Annotated in this window: 22 protein-coding genes and 1 tRNA gene; 9 read left to right on the forward strand and 14 right to left on the reverse strand. The window is 67.1% G+C overall.

Features of this window, described 5'->3' with window-relative positions; translation table 11 throughout:
* Nucleotides 1-85: 85 nt before the first annotated feature.
* The 6 genes from SSKA14_RS10580 to hutI form a co-directional block, all read right to left on the reverse strand.
* Nucleotides 86-2194, reverse strand: a complete 2109-nt coding sequence (locus SSKA14_RS10580) for a TonB-dependent receptor (RefSeq protein WP_008264533.1) — start codon at nucleotides 2192-2194, stop codon at nucleotides 86-88.
* A gap of 196 nt (nucleotides 2195-2390) precedes the next feature.
* A complete protein-coding gene (locus SSKA14_RS10585) occupies nucleotides 2391-3827 on the reverse strand; it encodes a serine hydrolase domain-containing protein (protein WP_008267590.1) in 1437 nt (478 codons plus the stop codon).
* A gap of 164 nt (nucleotides 3828-3991) precedes the next feature.
* Nucleotides 3992-5659: a urocanate hydratase gene (gene hutU / locus SSKA14_RS10590; RefSeq protein WP_008267143.1), complete on the reverse strand. Its 1668-nt coding sequence runs from the start codon at nucleotides 5657-5659 to the stop codon at nucleotides 3992-3994.
* Entirely contained in the window at nucleotides 5656-6510 is an 855-nt protein-coding gene (hutG, locus tag SSKA14_RS10595) for an N-formylglutamate deformylase (protein ID WP_008266698.1), read from the reverse strand. The genes hutU and hutG overlap by 4 nt, the downstream gene beginning before the upstream one ends.
* Entirely contained in the window at nucleotides 6507-8048 is a 1542-nt protein-coding gene (gene hutH / locus SSKA14_RS10600) for a histidine ammonia-lyase (protein WP_008265523.1), read from the reverse strand. The genes hutG and hutH overlap by 4 nt, the downstream gene beginning before the upstream one ends.
* Complete coding sequence (gene hutI, locus SSKA14_RS10605; protein ID WP_008265144.1) at nucleotides 8045-9268, reverse strand: imidazolonepropionase; 1224 nt, start codon at nucleotides 9266-9268, stop codon at nucleotides 8045-8047. Before hutI ends, hutH begins: the two co-directional genes overlap by 4 nt.
* Nucleotides 9269-9335: 67 nt before the next feature.
* Here hutI and SSKA14_RS10610 point away from each other — a divergent pair, with 67 nt between their 5' ends.
* Together SSKA14_RS10610 and hutC are read left to right on the forward strand one after the other, a co-directional pair.
* On the forward strand, nucleotides 9336-10706 hold the full coding sequence (locus SSKA14_RS10610) for a formimidoylglutamate deiminase (RefSeq protein ID WP_008268712.1): 1371 nt from the start codon (nucleotides 9336-9338) through the stop codon (nucleotides 10704-10706).
* A gap of 27 nt (nucleotides 10707-10733) precedes the next feature.
* A complete protein-coding gene (hutC, locus tag SSKA14_RS10615; protein ID WP_008266425.1) occupies nucleotides 10734-11462 on the forward strand; it encodes a histidine utilization repressor in 729 nt (242 codons plus the stop codon).
* Nucleotides 11463-11563: 101 nt separating this feature from the next.
* Here the strand turns inward: hutC and SSKA14_RS10620 are convergent, their stop codons facing one another.
* From SSKA14_RS10620 to SSKA14_RS10630, 3 genes are all read right to left on the reverse strand, one after another.
* Nucleotides 11564-12553, reverse strand: a complete 990-nt coding sequence (locus tag SSKA14_RS10620; protein WP_008264540.1) for a restriction endonuclease — start codon at nucleotides 12551-12553, stop codon at nucleotides 11564-11566.
* A 238-nt stretch (nucleotides 12554-12791) separates the two neighbouring features.
* Nucleotides 12792-13283, reverse strand: coding sequence for a phasin family protein (locus tag SSKA14_RS10625; protein WP_008265365.1), 492 nt, complete (start codon nucleotides 13281-13283; stop codon nucleotides 12792-12794).
* A gap of 80 nt (nucleotides 13284-13363) precedes the next feature.
* Nucleotides 13364-13639 carry a polyhydroxyalkanoic acid system family protein gene (locus SSKA14_RS10630; protein WP_005417302.1) on the reverse strand — a complete coding sequence of 92 codons (276 nt, stop codon included), beginning with the start codon at nucleotides 13637-13639 and terminating at the stop codon, nucleotides 13364-13366.
* A 125-nt stretch (nucleotides 13640-13764) separates the two neighbouring features.
* Between SSKA14_RS10630 and SSKA14_RS10635 the strand changes: the two genes are divergently transcribed.
* From SSKA14_RS10635 to aroA, 4 genes are all read left to right on the forward strand, one after another.
* Nucleotides 13765-14571, forward strand: coding sequence for an FHA domain-containing protein (locus SSKA14_RS10635; RefSeq protein ID WP_008266877.1), 807 nt, complete (start codon nucleotides 13765-13767; stop codon nucleotides 14569-14571).
* Nucleotides 14572-14823: 252 nt separating this feature from the next.
* Nucleotides 14824-15909: a 3-phosphoserine/phosphohydroxythreonine transaminase gene (gene serC / locus SSKA14_RS10640; RefSeq protein ID WP_008266461.1), complete on the forward strand. Its 1086-nt coding sequence runs from the start codon at nucleotides 14824-14826 to the stop codon at nucleotides 15907-15909.
* 51 nt (nucleotides 15910-15960) lie between these two features.
* The gene (pheA, locus tag SSKA14_RS10645; protein WP_008265157.1) at nucleotides 15961-17160 is read left to right on the forward strand and encodes a prephenate dehydratase; all 1200 of its coding nucleotides are present in this window, start codon (nucleotides 15961-15963) and stop codon (nucleotides 17158-17160) included.
* Between the two features lie 76 nt (nucleotides 17161-17236).
* Nucleotides 17237-18544, forward strand: a complete 1308-nt coding sequence (gene aroA / locus SSKA14_RS10650; RefSeq protein WP_008264583.1) for a 3-phosphoshikimate 1-carboxyvinyltransferase — start codon at nucleotides 17237-17239, stop codon at nucleotides 18542-18544.
* Between the two features lie 158 nt (nucleotides 18545-18702).
* Here the strand turns inward: aroA and SSKA14_RS10655 are convergent, their stop codons facing one another.
* Both SSKA14_RS10655 and SSKA14_RS10660 read right to left on the reverse strand, forming a co-directional pair.
* Nucleotides 18703-19275 (reverse strand): energy transducer TonB, encoded by a 573-nt coding sequence (locus SSKA14_RS10655; RefSeq protein WP_008264705.1) that lies wholly within the window; start codon nucleotides 19273-19275, stop codon nucleotides 18703-18705.
* A 119-nt stretch (nucleotides 19276-19394) separates the two neighbouring features.
* Nucleotides 19395-20033 (reverse strand): energy transducer TonB, encoded by a 639-nt coding sequence (locus SSKA14_RS10660; RefSeq protein WP_040009559.1) that lies wholly within the window; start codon nucleotides 20031-20033, stop codon nucleotides 19395-19397.
* Nucleotides 20034-20146: 113 nt separating this feature from the next.
* Here SSKA14_RS10660 and serS point away from each other — a divergent pair, with 113 nt between their 5' ends.
* The gene (serS, locus tag SSKA14_RS10665) at nucleotides 20147-21427 is read left to right on the forward strand and encodes a serine--tRNA ligase (protein ID WP_008267501.1); all 1281 of its coding nucleotides are present in this window, start codon (nucleotides 20147-20149) and stop codon (nucleotides 21425-21427) included.
* A 180-nt stretch (nucleotides 21428-21607) separates the two neighbouring features.
* Here serS and SSKA14_RS10670 read toward each other — a convergent pair whose 3' ends face one another.
* Together SSKA14_RS10670 and SSKA14_RS10675 are read right to left on the reverse strand one after the other, a co-directional pair.
* A complete protein-coding gene (locus SSKA14_RS10670) occupies nucleotides 21608-21958 on the reverse strand; it encodes a hypothetical protein (RefSeq protein ID WP_008268071.1) in 351 nt (116 codons plus the stop codon).
* A 137-nt stretch (nucleotides 21959-22095) separates the two neighbouring features.
* Nucleotides 22096-22683, reverse strand: a complete 588-nt coding sequence (locus tag SSKA14_RS10675; RefSeq protein ID WP_008265811.1) for an NAD(P)H-dependent oxidoreductase — start codon at nucleotides 22681-22683, stop codon at nucleotides 22096-22098.
* 127 nt (nucleotides 22684-22810) lie between these two features.
* On the opposite strand from SSKA14_RS10675, the gene SSKA14_RS10680 reads away from it, so the two are divergent.
* Nucleotides 22811-23803, forward strand: a complete 993-nt coding sequence (locus tag SSKA14_RS10680) for a LysR family transcriptional regulator (protein ID WP_005410175.1) — start codon at nucleotides 22811-22813, stop codon at nucleotides 23801-23803.
* A gap of 101 nt (nucleotides 23804-23904) precedes the next feature.
* Nucleotides 23905-23994: transfer RNA gene (locus SSKA14_RS10685), tRNA-Ser, on the forward strand.
* A gap of 167 nt (nucleotides 23995-24161) precedes the next feature.
* Here the strand turns inward: SSKA14_RS10685 and SSKA14_RS23800 are convergent.
* Entirely contained in the window at nucleotides 24162-24911 is a 750-nt protein-coding gene (locus SSKA14_RS23800; RefSeq protein ID WP_157635935.1) for a hypothetical protein, read from the reverse strand.
* Nucleotides 24912-24951 lie beyond the last annotated feature (40 nt).

Here is a 24951-nt window from a genome sequence, read left to right on the forward strand (position 1 = left end):
ATCCGCGGCACCCGGTGGCGCCGGCCCGGCGGACCCGGGCTGCTGCTGTTCTTTGCTATGGAGAGTGACCCGGCCGGAATGTGGCTCAATCAAAGCGCCAGCGCACACCCGCATAGATGCCGCGGCCTTCGCCCGGCGTAGAGCGTGCTACATCCTTGCCGGCATCGTCATAGCCCGGCGTGACCGTGGCGGCGTAGTGGCGGTTGCCGATGTTGCGCATCTCCGCCCACGCCTGCCAGCGGCCATTGGGTGCGTCGTAACCGATGCGGCTGCCGAAGATCACATGGCTGTCGGCCCAGTAGCTGTTGGCGTAGTCCACCGCGATACGCGAGGCGTACTCGGTATTGAGCGCGGCGTACAGGCCGGAGGCGTGGTCGAAGCGCAGCTCGGCCTGGTAGCTGTGGCGCGGCAGGCCCGGCAGGCGGTTGCTGCCGAAGCGCGCATCGTGTCGGTACCGGAAATCGCTGAAGGTATACGCCTGGCGCAATGACAGGCGCCCCGGCGCGGCCTGCCACAGCGTGCTGTCCAAGCCGGCCTCGATGCCACGGTGCACGGTCGGGCTGGCGTTGTTCTCGGCGATGAACAGGTTTGGCACCGGCTGCAGCTCCACGCTCAGCAGTTCGTGGTTCACGTGTGCGTAGTAGCCGGTCAGTTCCCAGCGGCCCAGCACAGCGTCGCCACGTGCGCCCAGTTCCAGCGTGGTGGCGGTCTGGTTCTGCATCGGCACCGGCGCGCGCTGGCGGCCGGTGGACGGTCCATTGCCTGGCCCGAAGTACTGGTTCGAGCCCCAGATCATCGACCACGGGTGCGGTGCTTCCACCGAACGGCTGAGGTTGCCGAACCACTGCGTCTGCGCGCTGTGCTGCCAGGTGAAGCCCAGTCGAGGCGCATAGTCCAAGTCGTGGTCGCGCAGGCGGCCGCCACTGCTCGGCCAGGTCACCTGCACATCACGGCGGGTGTTGATCAGCGCCAGTCCGGTCTGCAGGCGCAGGCGGTCGTTCAACGTGAGGGTGTTGCTGACGTGCAGGGTGCTGTCGGTGCCGTGGTGGCTAAAGTCACGCGTGCGCGTGCCAGCGGCATAGCCATTGTTGGCAAAGCGCAGCGACTCGCGCACGTCGGCGTCCAGGTCGTGGGTGACGCGCAGGCCAACGTTGGTTTCGCTGTCCAGGCCGAACAGCCGGTGGCGATGGCGATAGTCCAGCGTGGCATTGAGGTTGGCGTAGTCCAGCTGCTGGCGGTACAGGCTCTCGTTCAAGTCCATCGGGTACCTGTGATAGACCAGCCCGGCCTGCAGCGAGGAATCCTCATCGATCTGCAGGGTGGTGACGTTGCCTACCCACGTGCTGCCCGGCTGCGGGCGGCGCGCATCAATGGCCAGGTTGGCCGGATTCGCCGCACGCGGGTCGTTGCGGATCTGATCGCGGGTCAGGCGTCCGGGCGTTTCGTGGTTGGTTTCGCGGTAGCGAACGAAGAAGCGGGTCTGCAGGTTGGGGGTGATCTGCCAGCCGATGTTGGCCATCGCGCCCTTGCCGTCGCCACGGGCATGGTACTGGTAACCGTCGAATTCGGTATCGGTGTAGGCCAGGAAGTAGTCGACATTGCCACTGACACCACCCCAGCTGATGCCACGCTTCTGGTAGCCACGGCTGCCGGCTTCGTAATGCAGTTGCACGCCCGCCGAATCACGGCCGCTGCGGCTGACGTAGTCGATGGCACCGCCGAGTGCCAGCGCGCCACGCTCGAAACCGTTGGCCCCGCGCAGCACCTCCACGCGCGACAGCCACAGCGGTTCCAGCAGCTCGTAGGGCGTGCCGCCGGGTCCGGTCAACGGCAGGCCATCGATCGACACGGCAATACCCGAGGCGTGCGCGCCTGGGCCGCGGTTGATGCCGGAGCCGCGGATGGAGACCTTGGTGCCCTCGTTGCCCGGCGATTGCACGCTGATACCCGGCTGGTAGGCCAGCACATCGGCGCTGCTGGACAGTCGGCTGTCGGCCTTGGCCACATCGATGACGTTGCTGGCGCCGGGCACGCGCTTCAACGCCTCGCGTGCCTGGGCGCTGGCATCGGCGGCGGTGACCTGCACCGCATCCAGCGTGGTGGCCTGCGGGGCGGCGTGGGCGGTAGCGGCGAGGCCGAGAGAAACGGCCAGGAACAGTGGCGACGGAGTGGGGCGGTACGACGAGAGCGACATGCGGGACTACTGTAAACCACGAAAGTGGCGCGCAAGTTAACAGGTCGCGCGCGCCGCGTCACCCATCGGCGGCGTATGGCCGCCCGCGCACTTGTAGAGTCGAGCTTGCTCGACTGCTCTTTCGCACTTGTAGCGTCGAGCCGTGCTCGACTCCGACGCAGAGAAACAGTCGAGCAAGCTCGACTCTACAATCGGTTTACGGTGAAGGCTTCGCCAGCGCCTTGGCCTTCGCATACAGCCGATCAGACGTTTCCTTCTCGCCCAGCGCCGCATGGCACTCGGCCAGGCTGTCCCAGGTATTGGCCGAATCCGGATACAGCTCGGTATTGAGGGTGAACACCTTCAGCGCCTTGCGCGCGCCCAGACTCTCGCGGATGGCATAGCCGCTCGCATTGATCGCACGCTCCCGTTCGTTGCCCGTAATCCGGGTGTCGTCGCGCAACCAGGCCCGCAGCGCCTGCGCGGCGCCGGCGTCATCATCCAGCGCATAGGCGATCAGTCGCTCCGACAGCACCGCATGCGGAAACTCGGCGGGCGCGACGACCGCCATCGTGCTCTCCACCAACGTGCTCGACCACACATTGCGCGCGCTGCCATTGGTCAGGTACACGAACACCCAGTAGCCACTGGCCAGCGTGTCCTTGTAGGCCAGCCGCACCCGTACGCGGGTGCCACCATCGTGACCGACCTGGGTGTAGTCGTCGCTGTGCGTGGTGTCCCAACCAGTGGAGAAAAAGTTGCTGCCGCCACCGCTCAGCTTCTGCGGCTGCCATAGTTTTTCCAGCGTCGCCGTGCGTACCAGCTTTCCGGTCGCCAGCGCCTGCAGGAAGCGGTTCATGTCGCCCACGGTAGTCTGCAGATCGGCATGGCCCCAGCCGTAGTCCGGCCACGGATCTTCGTTGGCGGGCTGCAATGTGCCGTCCTTGCCGATGTACGGCACCGCTGCGTGCTGCGCCGGGACGCTGGCCACGCCCCAGGAGGTGTGGGTCATCTTCAGCGGCAGCAGGATGCGTTCGCGCGCGATGGCGGGGTAGGGCTTGCGGTAGTGCGCTTCCAGCAGCGCCGTCAGCACCAGGTAGTTGGCCTGGGTGTATTGCACGCGGCTGCCGGTTGCGAATGCGAGTGGTGCTGCACCGGCCACCTTCAGCGCCGAGGCGAGATCGGGTGCCATGCCGTCATAGCCCTTGCTGATCCAGTGGCCGTCGCGGCGGTCGGCGTACTCGCCAATGCCGGAACTGTGGTTGAGAAAATCGCGCACGGAGATCGCCTGCCATGCCGACGGCAAGTCCGGCACATAGCGGCTGGCGGGTGCATCCAGGTCCACCTTGCCCTGTTCCACCAGCTGCATCACCAGCGTGCTGGTCAGCAGTTTGGCCACCGACTGCGAGGCGAAGATGGTATCGACGGTGGCGGGCGCATGCGTGGCCGGGTCGCGTTCACCGCTGGCGCCCTGGTAGAGCACGTTCCCGTTGTGCGCGACCAGTACCGCCTGGCCGGCAATACCGTAGCGTTCGCGGTTGGCCTGCAGTTGGGCGTCGAGCCGGGCAGGGAGCTCGCCGGGGACGTCACGCGCGGAAGCGATGGGAGCGGCAAAGAGAGCGCAGAGCAATGCAGCAGCAAGGGTGCGGTACATCGCGGTGATCCGTCAGCGGCGATGGCGCATCTTGGTCACGGCGGGAGATCGGGTCAAGAGCACCGATTCCCGCACCAGGGAGAGCCGGCCAGCGGCCGGCACTACCACACGTGCCAGGGCAGAACGTCCCCGGTAGTGCCGGCCGATGGCCGGCACCCCTGCGATCAGCCCAGGATGCCGGGCAGATCCAGCCCCTTTTCCTTCGCGCAGTCAATCGCGATCTCATAGCCGGCATCGGCATGGCGCATCACGCCGGTGGCCGGGTCGTTCCACAGCACGCGGCCGATGCGCTTGGCGGCGGCTTCGGTGCCGTCGCAGACGATCACCATGCCGGCGTGCTGCGAGAAGCCCATGCCGACGCCGCCGCCGTGATGCAGCGATACCCACGTCGCGCCGCTGGCGGTGTTGAGCAGGGCGTTCAGCAGCGGCCAGTCGGATACTGCATCGGAGCCGTCGGCCATCGCCTCGGTTTCGCGGTTCGGCGACGCCACGCTGCCGCTGTCCAGGTGGTCGCGGCCGATCACCACCGGCGCCTTCAGCTCGCCGTTGGCGACCATCTCGTTGAAGGCCAGGCCGAGGCGATCACGATCGCCCAGGCCGACCCAGCAGATGCGCGCCGGCAGGCCCTGGAACTTGATCTTCTCGGCAGCCATGTCCAGCCAGCGATGCAGGTGCGGGTTGTCCGGAATCAGTTCCTTCACCTTGGCATCGGTCTTGGCGATGTCTTCCGGGTCACCGCTCAGCGCGGCCCAGCGGAACGGGCCGATGCCGCGGCAGAACAGCGGACGGATGTAGGCCGGCACGAAGCCGGGGAAGTCGAAGGCATTGGCCACGCCTTCTTCCAGCGCCATCTGCCGCAGGTTGTTGCCGTAGTCCACGGTCGGCACGCCCAGCGCGTGGAAACCGAGCATGGCGCGGATGTGGTTGGCCATCGACGCGCGTGCGGCCTTCTCCACTTCCTTGGGAGCGGATACGCGCTTGTCGTCCCACTGCTCGACGGTCCAGCCCTGCGGCAGGTAGCCGTTCACCGGGTCATGTGCGGAGGTCTGGTCGGTCAGCAGGTCCGGCTTGATGCCGCGCGCCAGCAGTTCGGCCAGCACATCGGCCACATTGCCCAGCAGGCCCACCGACTTCGGCGTTCCGGCCTTGCACGACTCATCGATCAGGCGCAGCGCTTCGTCGAGGTTGTCGGTCCAGGTATCCAAGTAACCGGTGCGCAGGCGCATGTCGATGCTGCTCTTGCGGCACTCGACGGCCAGGCATGAGGCGCCGGCCATCACCGCGGCCAGCGGCTGCGCGCCACCCATGCCGCCCAGGCCGCCGGTGAACAGCCACTTGCCGGTCAGGTCGCCACCGAAGTGCTGGCGGCCCATCTCCACGAAGGTCTCGTAGGTGCCCTGCACGATGCCCTGCGCGCCGATGTAGATCCAGCTGCCGGCGGTCATCTGGCCATACATGGCCAGGCCCTTCTTATCCAGCTCGTTGAAGTGGTCCCAGTTGGCCCAGCGCGGCACCAGGTTGGAATTGGCGATCAGCACGCGCGGTGCGTCGGCGTGGGTGCGGAACACGCCCACCGGCTTGCCCGACTGCACCAGCAGGGTCTGGTCGTCCTCCAGGCGCTTGAGCGTTTCGACAATCGCATCGAAGCTTTCCCAGTCGCGCGCGGCGCGGCCGATGCCGCCGTATACCACCAGTTCCTGCGGGCGCTCGGCCACGTCCGGGTGCAGGTTGTTCATCAGCATGCGCAGCGGCGCTTCGGTCAGCCAGCTCTTGGCGTTGAGCGTGGTGCCGGTCGGTGCGGCAATCGTGCGGGACGGGTCGTTGCGGGTCATGCGGCGCTCCGGTTCGTAGCGAATTCAAGGCAGGCGTTGAGCACCTGCGCCAGGGTGTGGCGCAGCAGTGCGGCGTGATCGGGGTCGAGCGGGGTGGGCCAGCTGTGTTCGTCCACCTGATCGGGCAGCGGCTCGTGCATGTAGCCGCGGCAGGCCAGTTCCATCTGCAGGGTGTGCACGCCGCCGGCGATGTTGCTGTAGTGGCGGGTGATCCAACCGCCCTTGAAGCGGCCGTTGCGCACCTGGCTCATGCCACTGATTTTCAGCAGGTTCTCCACCACATCGCTCAACGCGTTGTCGCAGGAGGTGTCCGGTGCGCCGGAGGGGCCGGCAGTGCCCAGGTTGAACTGCGGCAGTTCGCCGTCGAACAGGTGTGGAATGTGCGAGCGGATCGAGTGCGCGTCGTACACCACCACGGTGCCGTGGCGTGCGCGCAGGCGGGTGATCTGCGCGGCCAGCGCATCGTGGTAAGGCAGGAAATAGGTATCGCGGCGGCGCGCGATTTCCGCCTCATCCGGCTCGCGTCCGGCGTGGTAAAGCGGCTGGTTGTCGAAGGTGGTCAGCGGGCACAGGCCGGTGGTGTTCTGGCCCGGGTACAGCGAGACACCGCTGGGATCACGGTTGAGATCGATCACCGAACGCGAGATCGCCGAGCGCACCGTGGTCGCGCCCATGCCGCGCACGAAGTCGTACAGCTCGTGTACCCACCAGTCGGCATCGCGACGCGCCAGCCACGGCGAGTGGTAGTCGTCGATCAGGTCATGCGGCAGCTCGCTGCCGGTATGCGGGAAGCTGACGATGAGGGGGGCGTCGCCCTCGTGCACGGTCAGCCATTCGGGATGGGCGTTCATGCCTGCGGTTCCACGGTCGGCAACAGATCGCTCAGGCCCTGGGCCAGCGCGCCGCTGCGCACCAGGTTCGTGGCGGTCACCATGTCCGGGTGGAAGTAGCGATCCTCTTCCAGCGTCGGCACCTGCGCACGCAGGGTGGCACGCACGTTTTCCAGCGCGGCGCTGGAACGCAGCGGCGCGTGGAAGTCGCAGCCCTGCGCGGCGGCCAGCAGTTCGATGCCGATCACATTGGCCGCATTCTCGGCCATTTGCATCAGGCGGCGCGCGCCGTGCGCGGCCATCGACACATGGTCTTCCTGGTTGGCCGACGTCGGAATCGAGTCAACGCTGGCCGGGTAGGCGCGCTGCTTGTTTTCCGAGACCAGTGCGGCGGCGGTGACCTGCGGAATCATGAAGCCCGAGTTGAGGCCCGGGCGCGGGGTCAGGAACGCCGGCAGGCCGGACAGCGCCGGGTCCACCAGCATGGCCAGGCGGCGCTCGCTGATCGAGCCGATCTCGCACACCGCCATCGCCAGCATGTCTGCGGCGAAGGCTACCGGTTCGGCGTGGAAGTTGCCGCCGGACAGCGCTTCGCCGGTATCGGTGAACACCAGCGGGTTGTCGGACACGCCATTGGCTTCGATTTCCAGCGTGGTCGCGGCCTGGCGCAGGATGTCCAGCGCTGCGCCCATCACCTGCGGCTGGCAGCGCAGGCAGTACGGGTCCTGCACGCGCACGTCGTTGTCACGGTGCGATTCGCGGATGTCCGAGCCCTGCATCAGCGTGCGCAGCGTGGCAGCGGTGGCGATCTGCCCGCGCTGGCCACGGATGGCGTGGATGCGCGGGTCGAACGGCGTGTCGGAGCCCTTGGCCGCTTCCACCGACAGTGCGCCGGTCACCAATGCGGCCTGGAACACGGTCTCGATCTCGAACAGGCCGGCCAACGCATAAGCGGTGGAGAACTGGGTGCCGTTGAGCAGCGCCAGGCCTTCCTTCGCGCCCAGTTCGATCGGCTGCAGACCGGCGCGTGCCAGAGCATCGACCGCCGGCAGGCGTTCGTCGCCGATGAAGGCTTCGCCCACGCCCAGCATCACGCCGGCCAGGTGCGAGAGCGGTGCCAGGTCACCCGAAGCACCCACCGAGCCCTGCGCGGGTACCACCGGCAGCACGCCCTTGACCAGCATCGCTTCCAGCAGCAGCAGGGTGTCCTCGCGGATGCCCGAAGCACCCTGCGCAAGGCTGACCAGCTTCAGCGCCATCATCAGGCGCACCACGCTGGCCGGCATTGGTTCGCCGACGCCTGCCGCATGCGAGAGCACGATGTTCCGCTGCAGGGTGGCGAGGTCCTCGCGCTCGATGCGCACGCTGGCCAGCTTGCCGAAGCCGGTGTTGATGCCATATACCGGCGCGCCCTTGGCGACGATGGCGGCCACGGCTGCGGCACTGGCACGCACCACCGGCAGCGCGGCCGGGTCCAGTGCCAGCGGCGCGCCGCGATAGACCTGCCGCCACTGGGCGAGAGTGACGTGGCCGGGGCGAAGAACCAGGGTGTTGCTCATGTGTTGCTCCAGGAGGCAGGCAGGTCGGGCTGTCCGCGCACCACGCGCGCGTGCAGCGGGTTGAATCCAATGCGGTAGACCAGGTCGGCGGGGGCGTCGATGTCCCAGATCGCCAGGTCGCAGTCCATGCCTACGGCCAGTCGGCCAATACGGTCGCCATGGCCCAGCGCACGCGCCGCTTCACGGGTGAAACCGGCGACGCACTCGTCCACGGTCAGGCGGAACAGGGTGGCGCCCATGTTCATCGCCAGCAGCGGGCTGGTCAGGGGCGAGGTGCCCGGGTTGCTGTCGGTGGCCAGCGCCAGCGGCACGCCGGCCGCACGCAGCGCCGCGATCGGCGGCAGGGTGGTATCGCGGGTGAAATAGAAGGCGCCGGGCAGCAGCACGGCGACGGTGCCGGCCGCCGCCATCGCGGCGATGCCGGCATCGTCCAGGTGTTCGATGTGGTCGGCCGACAGTGCACCGAAGCTGGCGGCCAGTTCGGCGCCATGCTGGTTGCTCAGCTGCTCGGCATGGATCTTCACCGCCAGCCCGTGGGCACGTGCCGCCTCGAACACCTGCCGCGCCTGCGCGGGCGAGAAGGCGATGTTCTCGCAGAACACATCCACCGCTTCGGCCAGGCCTTCGGCGGCGATGGCCGGAATCATCACGTTGCACACCTCGTCGGTGTATTCCTGTGCTTCGCGGCCCGGCGGAATCGCGTGTGCGCCGAGGAAGGTGGTCACCACGTTGACCCGGCATTCCTCGCCCAGTGCACGCGCCACCTGCAACTGCTTGCGTTCGTCGGGCAGGGTCAGGCCGTAGCCGGATTTGATCTCGAGCGTGGTCACGCCTTCGGCGCGCATCGCCAGCAGGCGGGGGCGGCTTTCGCGGGCCAGCTGTTCTGGCGTCGCGGCGCGGGTGGCACGCACGGTGGAGACGATGCCACCGCCTGCACGGGCGATCTCGGCATAGCTGACGCCCTGCAGGCGCTGCTCGAACTCGTTGGCGCGGTTGCCGGCGTAGACCAGATGGGTGTGGCAGTCGATCAGGCCCGGCGAGATCCAGCGGCCCTCGCCATCGATGCGGGTGGTCGGTTGCAGGTGGGCATCGCTGCCGGCGGCGCCCACATGGACGATGCGCCCATCGGCGCAGGCCAGCACGCCATCGCGGATGACGCCCAGGCCGTCGCCGTCGAGGGTGATCAGGTGGACGTTGGACCAGAGGGTATCGACGTGCATGGCATCCACAACGCGGTTGTGCTTATATGTCTATACAATATAGGCGTCCATTTCGGGTTGTCCAGCCATGTCCGATTCGCGTTCCCCGTACTGTTTCCATGCCACCCACGCCCTGCTGGCCGGGGGCTGGGCCCGCGACGTGCGCCTGCAGGTGCAGGACGGCCGCATCACGGCCATCCGCACGGGGCAGGGTGCGCAGCCGGGCGATACCCGGGTCGGCATCCTGGTGCCGGGCCTGCCCAACCTGCACAGCCATGCGTTCCAGCGCGGCATGGCCGGCCTGACCGAGATCGGCGGCGGTGACGGCGACAGTTTCTGGAGCTGGCGCGAGCTGATGTACCGCTTCCTGGCCCACCTGCGCCCGGATGCGGTGCAGGCCATCGCCGCTCAGGCCTATATGGAAATGCTGGAAAGCGGCTTTACCCGCGTTGGCGAATTCCACTATCTGCACCACGACGCTGACGGCCGGCCGTATGCCAACCGTGCCGAGATGAGCGCGCGGATTGCGGCGGCGGCCGATCAGACCGGCATCGGCCTGACCCTGCTGCCGGTGTTCTATGCCCATGCCGACTTTGGCGGTGCGGCGCCGAATCCCGCGCAGCGTCGCTTGATCCACGATGTGGGCGGCTTCGCGCAGCTGTTGGAGGCCGCCAAGCCGGCATTGGCCGCGCTGCCCGATGCGGTGCTCGGCATTGCACCGCACAGCCTGCGTGCAGTCACCGGTGAGGAACTGAGTGCGTTGCTGCCGCTGACCGACGGCCCGGTGCACATCCATATCGCCGAGCAGGTGCGCGAAGTCGAGGCCTGCCTGGCCTGGAGCGGCCAGCGCCCGGTGCAGTGGCTGTTCAACCATGCGCCGGTGGATGCGCGCTGGTGCTTGGTGCATGCCACCCACATCACCGACGACGAGCGCGCAGCCATTGTGGCCAGCCAGACCGTGGCCGGCCTGTGCCCGATCACCGAGGCCAACCTGGGCGATGGCCTGTTCCCGATGCAGGCGTTCGCACGCGAAGGCGGGCGCTTCGGTGTCGGTTCCGATTCCAACGTGCTGATCGATGCTGCCGAAGAACTGCGCCTGCTCGAGTACGGCCAGCGCCTGACCCTGCGCGGGCGCAATGTGCTGGCCCCGGATGCCACCCGCAGCACCGGTCGCTTCCTGTTCGAGGGCGCACTGCACGGCGGTGCGCAGGCGCTGGGCGTGGCCGCCGGACTGCAGGTCGGTGCCAGTGCCGACCTGGTTGAACTGGACGCTGCGCATCCCGCGCTGCAGGCGCGACAGGACGACGCATGGCTTGACAGCTGGGTGTTCGCCGCACGTAATGGCGCGCTGCGATCGGTCTGGCGCCATGGCCGCCAGTACGTGGCCGACGGCCGCCACTTGCAGCGCGAGGCGATCACCACTGCCTTTGCCGCCGCCCTGAAGGGCGTGCTGGGCTGATCGCCCCCGCCACCGAGACCCCATTACGTGAAGGCCAGCAAGTCCGCCACGCTCAACCAGCGTATTCGCAGCGATCTGGAAAGCCGCATCCTCAGCGGAGAGTGGGCGCCGGGCTTCCGCATCCCGTACGAGCACGAGCTGATGGAACAGTACGGTTGTTCGCGGATGACGGTGAACAAGGTGCTGACCGCACTGGCCGAGAGCGGCATGATCGAGCGCCGCCGTCGCGCCGGTTCGTTCGTGGCGCGGCAGCCTCCGCACCTGGAGCAGGTGGCGCTGGAGATCCCCGATATCGCGATGGAGGTTGGTTCGCGCGGTCATCAGTACGGCTACCAGCTGCTGCAACGCGAGCTGCGCCTGGCCGACGCCGGCAATGCCGGTGAAGTGGAGCTGGCCGGCCAGCAGCAGCTGTTGGCGATGCGCTGCCTGCACCTGGCCGATGGTCGCCCGCTGGCGCTGGAACACCGCTTGATCAGTCCGGTGGGCGTGCCCGAGGTGCTGGAGGTCGATTTCAGCACCACCGCGCCGGGCAGCTGGCTGCTGCAGAACGTGTCGTGGACCCGGGCCCAGCACCGCATCAGCGCTTGGGGCGCGGACACCGCCACGGCCAAGCTGCTGGACGTGAAGCCCGGCACCGCCTGCCTGGTGATCGAGCGGCTGACGTGGCGCGGTGAACAACCGATCACCCGCGTGCGGCAGGTGTTTCTTGGCGACGCCTGGGATCTGGTGGCGCGCTTTGCGCCTGGGGCGCGCTAGGGTCGCATCCACGCATGGCCTGGATCTACTGAATCCCGGTTGGGATCAGGCAATGCGTGCGAACCACGGGTAGATCCACGCCATGCGTGGATGCTGCCTCATCAATACGTAGCGCACTGCCGCCAGCGCACCGGCTCATCCACGCCGGGGCGGGCATTGAGCTGGATGCGCACGTTGCGCAGCGCGGGGTAGTGCAGCACTTCCTCGCAGACCCGTGGCCACACCGCGTCCAGTTCACCGGTGCGGTTGATCGCCAGGGTCTGCCGGGTCAGCCACACGCCGCTGGCAATACCGGGCTTGCCAGCGAGGGCACGGGCGAGCTCGGCCTGGTAGCGATCCAGGGTGGCCGCATCCGGGTTTGGATTGCTGCGCGCGTCTGCGTCCGAGGGGGCCGGTGTAGTGGCCGGTGCCGCCGCGGCCGGGTCGGGCTCGGTTGCAGGCGCGACCGCAGGAGCGGCCGCCATGGGTGCGGGGGCAACGGGCCTGGCCTCTTCCCTGTGCAGCCCCTGCAGGCCCAGGCCCACCAGCAACCCGAGCGTGACCGAACCCAGTGCGGCAATGGCGATCCGACGCAGCGCCTCATGTCGGGCGCTGGCACGCACGCGCGCTTCGATGTCGCCCGGCAGGTAGGGCTGCAGCAACGGCCACAGGCGTGGGCCGTCCAGCACTTCAACCGCCTGCTTCTCAGCGGCGCTGCGGCCATCGCGTTCGATCCGGCCCTCGGTCAGCAGTATGCCGCCCCTGGCGCCGGCCAGGCGGGCAGCCGCGCCCAGCTCATTCACCGCGGCGGTGCCGATACGGTAGGCCAGGCCATGCTTGCATGACACCTGCCACGTGTTGGGGCCGTCGCTGAGCAGGAAGTCGCTGCTCGGCTCGCGCGATTCTTCCGTCGTATCGCTGAGTTCACGCAGGCCGCGCTGCTCGCGCAGCATGCGCTTGACCAGTACCGAGAATTCGCGCCAGTGCATGCCGGCCAGGGCCTGCAGGCCGAGTTGCATCTCCTTCTGCCGCCGCTTGATCCACCACAGATACACAACGGCAAGGGAACAGCTAAACAGGGCCGACAGCAGGGCCAGGATCCAGGGGAGCATGCAGGAGGTGCGCGGAAGGGGCGAGTGCGGAAGACGACAGTGTAAAGGTCGTATCGCGCCGCTGGGTCAGGAGGTTCCTGACAGGAAACGTGACGGCGCACGCAGATTCGGCATACGGCGGACACGAAAAACCCGCCAATCCTGAAGCCGTGAGGGGAGGGAACAAACGGCAGCCGAAGCGATTGGCGGGTTGCTCGCGATTGTCAATCAAAATTTATTGCATTGCAACATTGGCAGCTCAGGGCACGCTGCCCGGCGATTGATGACTGCCCGGGGCGGGGGCGTCGGCACCGGAGGCGGCGCGGTTCTCCAGCTTGGCCAGGCGCGCATGCAGGGCATCGATGCGGGCTTCCAGCGCCGTCACTTCGTCGGCGGTGGGCACATGCAGGCGCTTGAGGACGCCCTGCACCTGGTCGTCGAAGGCCTTTTCGACCTTGTTCCAGGTGCCGGAGGCTTTCTCGCGGGCCTCATCCAGCGACGATTCCACGTTGTCGCGCCAACCCGGGCCCTGCTCGCCGTTGCGTTCACGGCGGCGTGCCTCCCAGGCTTCGCCTTCCTTCACCAGGCCATCGAAGAAGCGGCTGCCTTCGGCCTGGGCACGGCCCAGCGCGCCGAGGCCGGCCAGCCAGACCTGTTGCGCGGAGTCGCTGAGCTTGCGCGAGAAGCGCTCGGCCTGGTCACCGAAAGAAGCGTCGTCGTTGCGGCGGTCGTCGTTCTCGTACTGGTTCATCGCACTTCCCGTGGGAGTTGGGCCTGCCCCGAGAGTAGCGCGCGTTGGCGTTGCACGGCCGTGACGGCCGCCGTCGGGATTCAGCCCAGCTTTTCCTTCAGCACGCGCTGGATCTCGCCTTCGACCATGCCCTTCATCGCCGACAGCAGGAAGCCCAGCTTGGCGGTCACGCGCACGGCGCCCGGCTGCAGTTCGATCGCACCGTCCACGCCGCTGCCGGAGAAGTTCAGCACATCGGCGGTCCACGAGGACTTCAGGCCGAAGCGCTCGGACAGCTTGGCGGCAACCTGTTCGATTGCCGCGCGCGCCTGTGCGTCGGGCAGGGCGTGGGCGTGGCGGACATCGATGGTGGACATGCAGGCTCCTGGCGCAGGGCGGGGATGATCAATGAGGGCGAGCATTGTGCGCATCGAGGGCCTTCGCGCCAAGCACTCATCGCGGGTTCTTCTTCGTTGGCGGCCAACCTGCTAGGCTGCGCCGCGTGCAGAACCTGCTTGTTCACTTCAGTCAGCAACAACAGCCCGACCAGCCCCTGCGGCCCGGGGTGCAGCGCATCGTGCGCCAGGCCAACGGCAGCGTGCGGCTTGGCGACGCCGGCAACGGCGCCCTGCTGCTTGCGCAGTTCTGCATGGACGAACGCGGCCTCTGGCTGCAGGTCGGCAATGGCATCCGCGGCATCCACGTGAACGGCCGCCCGGTGCGCCGGATGGCCCTGCTGCGTGCAGGCGACGCAGTGTATGTGGATGGCGTGGAGATGGTGCTGCAGGGCGAAATCGAAAGCCTGTTGCAGGCACCGGCACCGAAAAACGAAGAGGTTACCGACGAACAGCAGCGCCTGCTGCGCGGTGTCGGCGGCCTGCACCATGGGCGCAGCTTCACCCTGTCGCGGGCCCGCGTGATCGGCCGTAGCAGCGAGGCGGACATCGCCATCGATGATCCGGCCTTCGCCGAACAGCATGCGCGGGTGGAAGTGCATGGTGACCGCGTGCTGCTGCGCGACCTCGGCAGTGCCGAAGGCGCGCGGGTCAACGGCGTGGCCGTGCGGCACTGCTGGCTGAAGGCCGGCGACCAGGTGGTGTTCGATGGCCAGCACCGTTTCGTGCTGGAAGTACCGCATGATCCGCGTCGGCGGCCGCTGCCGGTCGAGGACGAGACGAGCCAGGATGCCGAGCAGGCGTCGGTGCTGCCGGCTGCACCGCGCAAGGTGCGGCGCTGGCCGTGGCTGCTGGTGAGCGCACTGCTGCTGGCCGCGCTGCTCAGCCTGCTGCTCTGGTTCGGCGCGCGCTGACCTGAATTGGCCGGGCATGGCCCGGCGCTGCCGGGACCGCGCTCATTTCCCCGCTCCTGGTGGGTGCCGACCTTGGTCGGCACGCTTCTCCGGTGGACTTGACGCCTGACGGCGTACGCCGACCAAGGTCGGCGACCACCGGCACCATTCTGGCGGCCAATGGATTCCAATGAAACCAAATTTCCCTTGCCGCACTAGGCCGCAACGCTGGTGCACTGCGGCATACTAGGGGTCTTGCCTCACAGGTGTGACATGACGCGCGCGTTCAACTTCAGTGCCGGCCCTGCAACCTTGCCGGAATCGGTCCTGCGCCAGGCGCAGGCGGAAATGCTGGACTGGCACGGGTCCGGCGCCTCGATCGTGGAAATGAGCCATCGCGGCGCGGAGTTCATGTCCGTGGCGGCCGAGGCCGAGGCCGACCTGCGTCGCCTGCTCGACATCCCCGACGACTATGCGGTGCTGTTCCTGTCCGGTGGCGCCACCACCCAGCAGGCCCTGATCCCGCTCAACTTCGCCGCCCCCGGCCAGCGCGCCGATTACGTGGTCAGTGGCCACTGGGGCAAGACCGCGGTCAAACAGGCCGGCGTCTATGTGGACGTCAACATTGCCGCCAGCAGCGAGGCCGATGGCTACCGCACACTGCCGCCGCGTGCCGACTGGCAGCTCTCGCCCGATGCCGCCTATGTGCACATCACCGCCAACGAGACCATCCACGGCGTCGAGTTCCGTGATGTGCCCGACACCGGCAACGTCCCGTTGATCGCCGATTTCAGTTCGTCCATCGCCAGCGAGCCGCTGGACGTGCGCCGCTACGGCGTGATCTATGCCGGTGCGCAGAAGAACCTGGGGCCGGTCGGTATCGCGGTGATGATCATCCGCCGTGACCTGCTTGAACGCAGCGGCCAGCCGCGCGCGGACATCTTCGATTACCGCTCGCACGTCGCCCGCGATTCGATGCTCAATACCCCGCCGACCTGGAACTGGTACCTGGCCGGCCTGGTGTTCAAGTGGATGCTGGCCGAAGGCGGGGTGACCGAGTTCGCCAAGCGCAACGCCGCCAAGGCCGCCCTGGTGTACGGCGCCATCGACGGCTCCGGTGGCTTCTATCGCAACGAAGTCGCGCATGCGGCGCGTTCGCGGATGAACATCCCGTTCTTCCTGCCCAATGCCGACCTCGATGCCCGCTTCGTTGCCGAGGCCAAGGCCGCCGGCCTGCTGGCGCTGAAGGGGCACAAGGTGGTCGGGGGCATCCGCGCCTCGCTGTACAACGCCATGCCGCTGGCCGGGGCCGAGGCGCTGGTCGCCTTCATGGCCGATTTCCAGCAGCGTCACGGTTGAGCAATGAACGGCGCGCACCGTCGGGTGCGTGCCCCGCAACAAGGAACTCCGATGGCAAGCAGCAGATCCAGCAAGAAGGCGCCGAAGAAGGCAGAACCGGCCAAGGACAGCGCGCCCACCAGGGCGAAGGGCAAGGCCAAGGCCGCGTCGAACCCGGCACCGACCCTGGCGCCGCTGGCGTTGGCCGATGTGCGCTCGAAGATCGACCAGATCGACCGTGACATCCAGAACCTGATTGCCGAGCGCGCGCGCTTCGCCCATCAGGTGGGCAAGGCCAAGGGCAAGCTCGCCGCCGCCGTCGACTACTACCGCCCCGAGCGCGAAGCGCAGGTGCTGCGCATGGTGGTGGACCGCAACGAAGGCCCGCTCAGCGACGAGCTGCTGGTGCATGTCTACCGCGAGATCATGTCGGCCTGCCTGGCCCAGCAGGAGCCGCTGAAGATCGGTTACCTCGGCCCGGAAGGCACCTTCAGCCAGCAGGCCGTGCTCAAGCACTTCGGCCGCTCGGCGCTGGGCCTGCCGATGGCCAGCATCGAAGAAGTGTTCCAGGAAGTGGAAGCGGGCAACGCCGATTTCGGCGTGGTGCCGGTGGAAAACTCGGGCCAGGGCACCATCCAGATCACCTTGGACATGTTCCTGACCTCGAACCTGAAGATCTGCGGCGAAGTGGAGCTGCGCGTGCAGCAGTACCTGATGTCGCGCAGCGGCCGCATCGAGGACATCGAACGCATCTACGCACACCCGCAGTCGTTCATGCAGACCTCGGCCTGGCTGCGCGCCAACCTTCCGAAGGCCGAGAAGATTCCGGTGTCGAGCAACGCCGAAGGCGCGCGCCGTGCGCGCAATGCCGACGACGCAGCCGCCATTGGTGGCGAGAGCGCCGGCCATGTGTACGGCCTGAAGAAGGTGGTCACCAAGCCGATCCAGAACGACGCCGACAACACCACCCGCTTCCTGGTGGTGGGCCGCAACATCTTCCCGACCTCGGGCCATGACCGCACCTCGGTGCTGGTGTTCATCCATGACAAGCCCGGTGCGCTGTTCGACGTGCTCAGCCCGTTCGCCCGCCATGGCATCAGCATGAACCGCATCGAGTCGCGCCCGTCGCACCACGGCAAGTGGGAATACGGCTTCTTCATCGACCTGGCCGGTCATATCGACGACGCGCCGATGCAGGCCGCGCTGGCCGAACTGGAAGCGCACTCGGCGCAGATCAAGGTGCTGGGTTCCTATCCGGTGGCCGTGCCCTGAGTGCTGCTGTGGCGGCTGCGGCCGCTGCCCCCTGATGCATCGCCGGCGCTGCTGGCGTTTACGGAATGATCGAACGATGAGCAACGCGCAACACTGGATTGCCCGCAAGGGCCAGCCGCTGCAGGGCAGCCTGACCATTCCCGGCGACAAGTCGGTCTCGCACCGCTCGGTGATGTTCGCCGCGCTGGCCGATGGCACCTCGCATATCGACGGCTTCCTGGAAGGCGAAGACACCCGCGCGACCGCGCGCATCTTCAGCCAGCTGGGCGTACGCATCGAAACGCCGAGCCCGTCGCAGCGCATCGTGCACGGCGTCGGCATCGATGGCCTGAAAGCACCGGACGCGCCGTTGGACTGCGGCAACGCCGGCACCGGCATGCGCCTGCTGGCGGGCCTGTTGGCTGGCCAGGCATTTGACTGCACGCTGATCGGCGACGAATCCTTGTCCGGCCGTCCGATGCGCCGCGTCACTGGCCCGCTGTCGCAGATGGGTGCGAAGATCGATACCGAGAGCGATGGCACACCGCCGCTGCACGTGCATGGCGGCCAGACACTGCACGGCATCGACTTCGCCTCGCCGGTGGCCAGCGCACAGATCAAGTCGGCCGTACTGCTGGCCGGCCTGTATGCGCAGGGCGAAACCCAGGTGACCGAACCGCACCCGACCCGCGACTACACCGAGCGCATGCTGTCCGCGTTTGGCGTGGACATCGAATTCTCGCCGGGCAAGGCGCGCCTGCGTGGCGGCCAGCGCCTGCGTGCCACCGACATCGTGGTGCCGGCCGACTTCTCCTCGGCCGCGTTCTACCTGGTGGCGGCCAGCATCATTCCCGGCTCCGAGCTGCGCCTGAAGCAGGTTGGCCTGAATCCGCGCCGCACCGGCCTGCTGCATGCACTGCGCCTGATGGGCGCGGACATCACCGAAGAGAATCCGGCCGAGCAGGGCGGTGAACCGGTGGCCGATCTGGTGGTGCGCTATGCACCGCTGAAGGGCGCGCGCATTCCGGAATCGCTGGTGCCGGACATGATCGATGAGTTCCCGGCACTGTTCGTGGCCGCTGCCGCAGCGGAAGGGCAGACCGTGGTCAGCGGCGCCGCCGAACTGCGGGTCAAGGAATCCGATCGCCTCGCCGCGATGGCCACCGGCCTGCGCGCGCTGGGCATGCAGGTGGATGAAACCGAAGATGGCGCCACCCTGCATGGTGGTGTGCGCCTGGGCAGCGGCACCATCGAAAGCCACGGCGACCACCGCATTGCCATGGCGTTCGCCATCGCCGGCCAGATCAGCGATGGCGAAGTGCGCATCAACGACATCGCCAACGTCGCCACATCCTTCCCGGACTTCGACGGCCTGGCGCGCAGCGCCGGGTTCAACCTGGCCTGAGCGGCCACGTCCGGCGGACGACACAACCCGGTAGCTGCCAACCTTGGTTGGCACGCTTTCATCGACCGGTAGGTGCCAACCTTGGTTGGCACTCTTCTCCAGATAAAAAGACGGAGGCCGAAGCCTCCGTCGAAACATCACGAACCCCTCGTCCGCGATCAACGCTGCTCGGTACGGAAATCCACCGGGACCCGCACCACGCTTGCTACTGCGCGGCCGTCATGCACCGCAGGCTGGAACTTCCAGTTCTGCACGGTGTTGAGCACCGCACGATCCAGGTCGCGGCTGCGCTCGCCACTGCGCGAAACAATCGCAGCATTGGCGACATTGCCGTGGGTATCGACATTCAGGCTGGCGATCACGCTGCCCTGCACGCCACTACGAAGTGCGGCGGCGGGGTAGGTCGGCATGCGGTTGCTGGCCAGCGGGCGCGCTTCACGATTGCGCACCACCGGCGCGGCCTTGCGCTGGCTGGAAGCCGGTGCGGCCTGGCGCGCGGCAGGTGCCGCAGCATCGGGCACCGCGGCCTGCTCAGGGGCCGGCAGCATGCGCTCGCCAACCGGTGCCGGCGCCACATCTTCCTGGTTCGAGTGACGCAGCCAGAGCAGGGCGGCCGCGAACATCGCCACGATCAGCGCGATCCACATCCACGGTGATGTGGGCCTGTGCTGCACGCTGGAATCCTGCTGCAGCTGCGGCGAATGGAGGTCTTCGTGGGTGGTGGCAGTCATCGCAAACTCCTTCCGTCAATGGACGACGTGGGCAGTGTTGCCCGAGCCATGGACGAGGAGTGTCAGCATTGCGTCAACGCAACCGGCAGGGTTCAGTTTGCCTGCCGGCAAGCGTTCAGTTACTGCGTCTTGAAGTCGAACGGCACTTCAATGCTGCCGGGCACGGCCTGGCCGTTGCTCTGCGCCGGGGTAAAGCGCCAGCGGCGCACTGCATCGGTGGCGGCACGGTCGAGCTCGCGTGAGCCGCTGCGCTGGATCACCGTGGCGTTGTTCGGGTAGCCGGTGGCATCCACATCCACGCGCACCACCACGCTGCCCGTCTCACCGGCGCGCAGGGCGGCGGCAGGATAGGCAGGCGGCGGCGACTGGCCGGCAATCGGCATCGGCTGGCTGTTGCCGGTGGCCGCCGGCGCAGGGCCCGGTGCAGCCGGGGCCGCTTCTGCCACCGGAGCCGGCGGCGGCGGGGCGGTTTCGACCAGCTTCGGGGCTTCTTCCTCCACCGGGGCCGGTTTGGCATCGGGCATGTCGCTGGAGCCTGCGGCCGCGGCCAGCGGCTCCGGCAACGGCTCCACCTGGGCCGTTTCCTGCGGGGTCTGTGCGGCCGGGTCGGCGCGGAAGAATTCCTTGTCGCGGCCGGTCAGCCAGACCAGCACGAACAGCAGGATGCCCACGCCGAACGCGATGCCGGCGATCTTCAGGGCGTTGCGCGGGATATGCACGGTGAACGACTTGGCGGACGACGAGCGGGGTGCAGACATGGACCGGACCAGTACGGAATAGCCCGATTCTGCCATGGCGGGAATGAACCGGGCGGCAGAAATCCGTATAACAAGCGATAATCCCATCCCTGATACCCACCACGACACCTGCCATGCTTGATCCAGCCCTGCTCCGCCACCAGCCCGCCGACCTCGCCGAACGCCTGCGCACCAGCCGCGGCTTCGAGCTCGACGTGTCTGCCCTGGAGTCCCTGGAGGCCGATCGCAAGCGTATCCAGGTGCGGACCCAGGAGCTGCAGAGCCTGCGCAACAGCCGTTCCAAGGCCATCGGCCAGGCCAAGGCCAAGGGCGAGGACGTCTCGGCCATCATGGCCGAGGTCGCCGCGTTCGCCGACGAACTGAAGGCTTCGGAAGTGGCGCTGGACGAGCTGCGCGAGAAGATCGATGCGATCTCGATGGGCATCCCGAATATTCCGGCCGATGACGTGCCGGCCGGGGCCGACGAGAACGACAACGTCGAGCAGGCGCGCTGGGGCACCCCGCGCCAGTTCGATTTCAAGGTGCTGGATCACGTCGAGCTCGGCGCCCGCAATGGTTGGCTGGACGGCGAGACCGCCGCCAAGCTGTCCGGCTCGCGCTTCACCGTGCTGCGTGGCCCGATCGCGCGCCTGCACCGCGCGCTGGCCCAGTTCATGGTCGACCTGCACACCGGTGAGCACGGCTACGAAGAAACCAACGTACCGCTGCTGGTCAACGCCGATTCGCTGCGTGGCACCAGCCAGCTGCCGAAGTTCGAGGACGACCTGTTCAAGACCGCCGTGGGTGATTCCACGCGTTACCTGATCCCGACCTCGGAAGTGCCGCTGACCAACATCGTGCGCGACGAGATCGTCGATGCCGAGCGCCTGCCGCTGCGCATGACCGCCCACTCGATGTGCTTCCGCGCCGAGGCCGGCAGCGGTGGCCGCGACGTGCGCGGCATGATCCGCCAGCACCAGTTCGAGAAGGTCGAGCTGGTCTCGATCAGCCGCCCGGAAGACAGCGACGCCGAGCACCAGCGCATGACCCGCTGCGCCGAAGTGGTGCTGGAAAAGCTGGGCCTGCCGTACCGCAAGGTGCTGCTGTGCACCGGCGACATGGGCTTCTCGGCGATCAAGACCTACGACCTGGAAGTCTGGCTGCCGTCGCAGGAGACCTACCGCGAGATTTCCTCGTGCTCGAACTGCGGTGACTTCCAGGCCCGCCGCATGCAGGCCCGTTGGCGCAACCCGGCCACCGGCAAGCCGGAGCTGGCGCACACGCTGAATGGCTCGGGCGTGGCCGTTGGCCGCGCGATGATCGCGGTGATGGAGAACTACCAGAACGCCGACGGCAGCATCACCGTGCCGGAAGCGCTGCGCCCGTACATGGGCGGCCTGGAAACCATCGGCTGATTGCCTGATCGGGTGGGTGCCATGCGTGCATGGCACCGCCCTGGCTCCGGTGGGTGCCATGCTTGCATGGCATTGCTGTGGCTCTGGTGGGTGCCATGCTTGCATGGCACCGAATCCACGCATGGCGTGGATCTACTGAACCGGGTCGCATCCACACATGGCGTGAATGAACCACCGCGATCACGCCATAACGCGCACCTTCTCCAACGGCACCCATCCGGGGTCGCCCGTTTCCGGTACGCACCACGCCCAGCCATTGAGCGTGCGTTCCCCGCGCAGGACCTGCCCGGGATCCACATCCAGTTCCCGCGCGCAATAAGCCTCCGTGGCAAAAGCGCCACCCTGCGCATCGCGGCCGATCACCGGCGCCGGCACGAAACCGGGCTGCTGTCCCTCGGCTTCGCACAGGAACCAGTCGTCCCAGCCCTCCGGGCCTTCATAACGCTCGCCCATCACCAGCGCCTGGCCACGGCGCAGGGTGATCGGGTGCGGAAATTCGCTGCGGTGCGCAGCCGTCACGATGTAGTTCATGCCCCCAGCCTAGCGCGTCGCCCAAAAAAACGGCCCCGCAGTGCGGGGCCGCCGGGGTGGGCCGGGATGGGGGAGGGGATCCCGGCCCGCGTTCAGCGCCCTGACGAGGAGAGAGGGGCGCCGAACGCTGGAACGCGTTATGCCGCGACGGCTTCGGCCACTTCGTGCGAGGGCAGGGTGGCCAGCGCGCCGGCAATGGCGTCTTCACGGTGCTGCGGCGAGTAGGCGATGCCCTCGGCACGCACGAACTCGACCTCGTTGATGCCCATGAAGGCGAACACCTGGCGCAGGAACGGCTCCTGGAAGTCGGCCGGCGAATCGGTGTAGATGCCGCCACGGCTGCTGGCGATGATCACCCGCTTGCCACCGGCCAGGCCGACCGGGCCGTTCTCGGTGTACTTGAAGGTGCGGCCGGCCACGGCCACGCGGTCGATCCAGGCCTTCAGGGTGGACGGAATGCTGAAGTTGTACATCGGCGCGCCGATCACCACGATGTCGGCGTCCAGGAACTGCTGCATCACCTGTTCAGCATCGGTCGCCTCGGCGGCATCGGTCTTGGCCAGCGAACTGCTGCGCAGATGCGGTACCAGATTGGCGTCAAGATCGCGATAATCGACCTGCAGGCCATCGATCTGGCCGGTGAAGCGGGCGACCACGGCGGCCGACAGCTGGCGGGACACGGAGTTGTCGCCAAGCACGCTGGCGTCGAGATGCAGAAGCTTCATGGCAGTCACCTATGTTCTGGGAGGAAGGGGCGGGGTGGCCCCGCCGACGGAGAGAACGATAGGTTGTTGCAAAGGCGGGATAAAGGTGGTTGAATGCCACGTATTGTTCTAGATATGGAACTCGGGCATGCATGACCTGAATGATCTGTACTACTTCGCGATGGTGGTCGACCACGGCGGATTTGCCGCCGCCGAGCGCGCACTGGGTATCCCCAAGTCGCGCCTGAGCCGCCGCATCAGCCAGCTGGAAACCGACCTGGGCGTGCGCCTGCTGCAGCGCTCGACGCGCCGTTTCGCGGTGACCGACGTCGGTACCAGCGTGCACCGCCACGCGCAGACCATGCTGGCCGAGGCGCAGGCCGCGCGCGAAGTCGTGGACCGCCTCAGCGCGGAACCGCGCGGCGTGGTGCGCGCCAGCGTGCCGGTGTCGCTGGCGCAGATGCAGCTGCCCAAGCTGCTGCCCAAGTTCCTGGAGCAGTACCCGAAGGTGCGCCTGCAGCTGAACATCAGCAATCGCCGCGTGGACATCATCAATGAAGGCTACGACGTCGCCCTGCGCGTGCGCTCGCGCCTGGATGACGACGGCAGCCTGGTGATGCGCAGCTTCGGCCAGGTGCAGGAACTGCTGGTGGCCAGCCCGAAGTACCTGGACCGTGCCGGCCGCCCGAAGGACCCGGAAGAGCTGACCCAGCACGTCACCCTCAGCATCAGCGAAGACGAAGCGCGCCAGCGCTGGGAGCTGCATGGCCCGGAAGGCGAAGTGCGCCGGGTCGACCTGCAGCCGCGCGTAGCCGGCTTCGACTTCCCGCTGCTGCAGAGCATGGTGAAGGACGGCTTCGGCATCACCATGCTGCCGGAAACCGTGTGCGCCGATGCGGTGCGCAATGGCGAGCTGGAAGTGGTGCTGCCGGACTGGTCGCTGCCACAGGGCGTGTGCCACGCCGTGTTCGCCTCGCGTCGCGGCCTGCTGCCGGCGGTGCGGGTATTCATCGACTTCCTGGCCGAGCATCTGCCGCCGCAGCTGGAGGCTTCGCGCCTGGATTGCGGTGGTGCCTGTGAAAAGGCCAAGGAGCGGATCAAGGCCAGTGCACTGGGTGCGTTGGCGGTGGACGCGGGCTGAGGCTGCCGATAGCGCCGGGCCACGCCCGGTGTTACGCCGGTCTTGGGCAAATCGCCCAGCCGTGCGAGAATGCGTGCCCGGCCAGCAGGCTGGGCCGATACGGAGAGATGGCCGAGCGGTTTAAGGCACCGGTCTTGAAAACCGGCGAAGGGTTAAACCTTCCGTGGGTTCGAATCCCACTCTCTCCGCCAGAACTGAAGAAGCCCCTGTTTTTTTCAGGGGCTTTTTTGTTGTAGGAGACATTGCTGGCATGGGATAGGTCATTCCACGCCCCGATGGTGCTTCTGCACTAGGTCATGCAATCCAACCGGTGAAGTAAGGGCGCCCTCAGGAGAGCGCCCTACGGGTTGTAGTGCGCCTACCCTTGAGGGCGTGGATCAGGTACTTGGTCGCCTGCGAATCCCTTGTAAAGCAGGGACGCCCTGCTATCGGCAGCCGCCAGCTCGGCTGAGCTGAGGCGCATCTTTGCAATCTCTATCGCTGCTTTGTGGTCGCCCATGATGTAGGCCAAACGGAGGTAAGCTGCACCATCTACCGGGTTTGGCACCTTCGATTCGCGGTACGACTCCGAGATCGCGTATAGCGCATAGACGTTGCCTGATAGCACCTGATTTCGGAGCATCACCTGGCCGTCCATGAAGTTCTTCTCCATGGCAATCCGTTTTCCCAGCACCGCGGCCGCAGTGGGGTCACCCGCTGAGACTTTTTGTTGCAGTATGTCCAGCGAATCTGAACGCAGTCGCTCGAGTTCAGCTTGCGATGGGTACTTGTGGCGGATCAGCCACTCGGCTTCTTCTTGCGATTTCGCCTCCAACGGACCGGCGTCTCTGCAGTCTCCAGTGCACAGGCGCTGCGTAATTGCATTGGAGTCATTGGGGCCGCCAACGTTTGAGTGCTGTGACGCGATGGCGCGTGGTGCCTGATCCGGGTTGGCAGGCCGCGAAACGGCTCGATCTGTCGTCGTTGATACGCTGCTCTGGTCAGAGGTCGTGTGTTCTGAGCAGGCAGTCGCGGTGACCGCAAGAATGGCTGTAAACAGGATCGATCTGGCGTGCATTATTTTACCCCGCGCATATTGTTCTGGACCTGGGTCCACCACTTGGAACATGACGCATCTTCGGTCACTGAGCGCGATTTCTCGCCGATCG

It is taken from the genome of Stenotrophomonas sp. SKA14 (genome assembly GCF_000158575.1).
GTDB classification, from domain to species: domain Bacteria; phylum Pseudomonadota; class Gammaproteobacteria; order Xanthomonadales; family Xanthomonadaceae; genus Stenotrophomonas; species Stenotrophomonas forensis.